Origin of the sequence: Salinisphaera sp. G21_0 (assembly GCF_017744115.1) — a bacterium.
GTDB lineage: Bacteria > Pseudomonadota > Gammaproteobacteria > Pseudomonadales > Endozoicomonadaceae > Endozoicomonas.
The window spans coordinates 1-4211 of record NZ_JAGHQW010000122.1 but is presented as its reverse complement, the minus strand read 5'-3'; the positions used below and the strand labels follow the sequence as shown (position 1 = coordinate 4211).

Genomic DNA, 4211 nt, shown 5'->3' with positions numbered 1-4211 from the left:
AAAAAGGCCACACAGAGGCCATCCAGACATTGCTGGACTTTGACCCCTCCCTGGCCAAAGAGAAAAATAAGTTTGGCGAAACGGCTCTCCACGCAGCTTCTTTTTTTAAAGGCCACACAGAGGCCATTCAGGTATTGCTGACCATTGCCCCTTCCCTGGCCAAAGAGAAGGATAAATATGGCAGAACGGCTCTCCACGATGCTGCTGAAAAAGGCCATACAGAGGCCATCCAGGCATTGCTGGCCTTTGACTGCTCCCTGGCCAAAGCGAAGGATAAATATGGCCAAACAGCTCTCAACATAGCTGCTGAAAAAGGCCACACAGAGGCCATCCAGATATTGCAGGCCTTTGACCGCTCCCTGGCCAAAGTTAAGGATAAGAATTTCGAAACGGCGCTCAATTTAGCTAAGGGCTTAAAAGAGACCGTCAAGGTATTAAAGAACTTTGCTGTTTTCCGGGCCGATCATGAAAAAGACAACAGTACGCTCACAACCAAGGTGAAGATCGACGATACCGAAAAAGCTGACAAAACAACTCAGGCTGGCTCTGTTGCCACTAACGATCCTGCCCCGACTGATAGTTAAACTGCGGTTGACTCTCGTAAAAAGTCATTCAATGAAGGTCCGGATACTGACCCGGCACCACGGGAACTGCCAACAATTGAGTCAGCTGCGCATTCCAGAGCATTCGGCCACCTATTCCACTAACATCCGGCCACTGATTCCGGAAGTATTTGGCCACCCATTACGGAAACATTCGGCCCACCCATCGGAGCGCAGCGACGCATCGATTTGCAGCTTAGGGCTTAGGTTCGGATTTCGCCAGTTTTGCGTGTTTCTTGCGCAGTGACTCACACTCTAAAGGGACGCAGTGAGCGTTATGAATCAGCTGGTCCAAAATCGTATCTGCCAGTGCCGGATCACCGATCAGTTCATGCAAGTGATCAACCGGCATCTGGCTGGCAATCAGGGTGCTCTTGAGGTTATGCCGGTCTTCAACCAGCTCCAGCAAGTCATGCCTCTGACTCTCGCTTAAGGGGCCCAGCCCCCAGTCATCCAGAAGGAGTAAGTCAGTTTTGGCCCGCGTCGTCATGATCTTCAGGTAACGACCATCAGCTCGGGCAAGACTCAGGTCCTGAAGCAGTCTTGGCAGCCTCTGATACTGGACTGTATAACCATCACGGCAGGCTTTCTGTGCCAGGGCACAGGCCAGCCAGGTTTTACCAACCCCGGTTGGCCCGGTGATAATGACGTTTTGATGATCCTTTATCCAGTCACTGCCCAGTAACTGTTGGAACTGCTCACGCTTGAGACCGCGCGGATGGCGGAAGTCAATGTCTTCCATGCAGGCATGCTGTCTTAGTCGTGCATTTTTTAAGCGGGTTTTCAAGCGACGGTTATCACGAACAGTAACTTCACGATCAACCATCAGCCCCAGCCGTTCATCAAACGACATTTGTTCTATGTCTGAGCTGTTTAATTGCTCATTAAGTGCTTTGTACATGCCGGACCGTTTCAGTGTTTGCAGTTTTTCCAAAGTCGGACTCAATAACATAGTTTTGGTTCCGTTCTCTATTATTCGTGATGGTTTAGTTGAAGTAGTCAGAGCCACGAAGGTTCTCATGATGATCCGGCAATGCAGGTTCCGGTTCCGGTTCCAGTTGCGGCAGCGGCTGTTGATCCAGGTTGTGCTTCAGGATTGATTCAAGACTGCGGTAAGAGCAGGCATTAGTATACAGTACACGACGGCAGGCGTTTTAAAGGCAGTTTTCATCATAACTTTTTCCCAGCCTCATGATGCCAAGGCAACTGCGATAACCTTGTTGCGGATAACGCCGGTCTGAGAGGGTTCGTCGTATCACTGCTTCCGTTTCCGGCCCTGTTTTGACGGCCCGGTTCTGGAGCCTCTCGGGTGTCCACTCGGCATGCTGTCTGTGCTTTTCCGGCATGTGTTTAGACACCGGCCTTACTGGTACAACCGTTGATGCCTGGCGACCCGTTTCCCCTGGTAAAAGCACTCAATCGTATTCTGGGTGAAGCGAACAGAGAGTTGCTTTTTGGCCAGCTGGTAAGGCACGGAGTGATAATGGCCTTCTACTGACACATGGTAGTCAATGTGTACCAAGGCCTCTTTCCTCTCAGCGTATTGATAACGCTCTGCCGGTAAAGTCTTGAGTGCCGGTTTGTCCAGCTCCTCAAACAGTGAGCGACGACTACCTTGTAATTTCTGGAACGGTTTGCTGTTCAGGCAATCCAGCAGGCTGAGAATCGCCTTGCTCAGTGCTGGCAGGGTAAAGAATGTCTGAGCACTCAGTCTGGCCAGTATCCAGCAATTAACCACCTGTACGGCAGATTCAACCTTGGCCTTATCCTGTGGTTTTCTGACCCGGGCGGGAACGACGGCTACCTGGTAATGCTCGGCCAGATCCTGATAGCTGGTTGCCATTGCTTGCATTCCAGACAAACGATTACTGTCTAGTGAAAATTGGTTCCGTGCCTGACTTTTGATTTAAACGATAATCTTCTTGTTAAAAATTCTGTTTTTTGTGGAACTTACCCTGCTGATTTTTTGTCCTACGCGAAGTTTTGAGTCAAATGGCAGGCTAAAGCGATGGATGGTGTCGGTAGAAACGGGGCAGATGTCCGCTTTAATTGTTCTTCTATCTGTATAAATGACGAACATATCAGAGTCCAATTTGGTGGACACTCACTGGTCGAAACATCTTGCAAACCGGAACCCCACGTTTTCCACCTGGGGTGCATCACCCGACACCTTGATGAGCAGAGTGAAACAAGTCTTGATCAACGCCGATGCAGTGAATGTGAGCAAACGGCACTGCCGCTGATTCGTAAGGACGGGGAAAGCGACGATGACGATGAATCGCCTTATTGTGAATCCCGAATGCTTAATGTCTGCCGTAGCGGTAATCTGAGAATGCTGAACCGGCATCTGGAGAAAGACAAGACGTTGGTCAATCAGCCTTACCGCTCGGCACTCACCGGTCATCCTGAATACCTGTTAGCTGTCGCCTTAAAGCACCAGCATACGGGTTTAGCCCGGACTTTGATCGACCACGGTGCCGATGTCAATGCCGCCGATCATCAGGGTGAGACGCCCCTGCACACTGCTGCCCGTCAGCGTTGCACCGAGGTCTTCAATATCCTGATCGAGGCCGGGGCGAATATCAATAATGTACTGCGCACCGCTGTCCGGGAGGGCAATGATTCACTGCTTGAATACCTGATCAGCACCGAACTCAGCCAATCTAAACTTAATATCGCTCTGCGCGAAGCCGCCGGACAGGGACGATCGCAGTACCTTATACCCCTGATGAATAAAGGAGCAAACGACCTTAACGGTGCCCTGCGCGAAGCCGCCGGACAGGGGCAAAAGCAGTGCCTTGAAACCCTGATCTCACCGCGAGTCTCACAGCGAACGCCAGACCTCAACGGTGCCCTGTGCGCTGCCGCCGAGGGGGGGCAAACGGAATGCCTTAGATTCCTGATCGAGAAGGGTGCAAACGAACTTGATCTTGATCATGCCTTGAACCGAGCTATTCTGGCGCGAAACAACCCGAGCCGGACCGTGCTGGTCGAAGAAGGAGCAAATATTACTACCGTAGTGCACACTGCTGCCAGAAAAGGTGATTGGGAATTTTTCAATTACCTGAACGATCCGACAGAGATCAATGCCACCGATGGGGAAGGTCAAACACCGCTGCATATCACCGCTGCCAATGGGGATAAAACATGCCTGAAAAAACTGATTGAAAAGGGAGCGAACGTAAATGCCAGCAATAATAACGGCGAAACAGCCCTGCATATAGCCACCAAAATCAGCATAACCAAGGGCCGTCAACAATGTGCTGCCATGGGCATAGATATCACTGGAAACTTTATTAACGGCAAGACCTTCGAACACTATACCATCGAAAAAGAAAACGACATTGGGTGTCTGTGTGAGCTTGCTGATAACAGAGGAGTGGACTTTAATGCCCGTGATAACCACGGCATCACGCCTTTGATGATAGCAACTCTTTGGAGCAAATTAGATCACCTGACTTATTTGCTTGAAAGGGCGGATATCAATATCGCTGATAACAGCGGCAATACGGCATTGCATTTAGCCGCTTGTTGGGGGCAAACCGATTGCCTGAGAAAACTGCTTGATAAGAAAGTGGATGTCAATGTCAAAACACATACAGATGGTGC

General features: G+C 50.3%; 3 protein-coding genes and 1 pseudogene. 2 read left to right on the top strand and 2 right to left on the bottom strand.

Translation table 11 applies throughout. The annotated features are described in order from the left end of the window. Positions 1-584 (top strand): ankyrin repeat domain-containing protein (locus J7439_RS24920; protein ID WP_209204755.1); only part of this gene is annotated, 584 nt, incomplete at its 5' end. A gap of 214 nt (positions 585-798) precedes the next feature. Here J7439_RS24920 and istB read toward each other — a convergent pair. Together istB and J7439_RS24910 are read right to left on the bottom strand one after the other, a co-directional pair. Continuing rightward, positions 799-1554 carry an IS21-like element helper ATPase IstB gene (istB, locus tag J7439_RS24915; RefSeq protein WP_209204754.1) on the bottom strand — a complete coding sequence of 252 codons (756 nt, stop codon included), beginning with the start codon at positions 1552-1554 and terminating at the stop codon, positions 799-801. Positions 1555-1977: 423 nt separating this feature from the next. Next, positions 1978-2436: pseudogene (locus tag J7439_RS24910) on the bottom strand (Mu transposase domain-containing protein); the annotation flags it as partial. A 174-nt stretch (positions 2437-2610) separates the two neighbouring features. Between J7439_RS24910 and J7439_RS24905 the strand changes: the two are divergent. After that, on the top strand, positions 2611-4211 hold a 1601-nt coding region (locus J7439_RS24905; RefSeq protein ID WP_209204752.1), incomplete at its 3' end, for an ankyrin repeat domain-containing protein.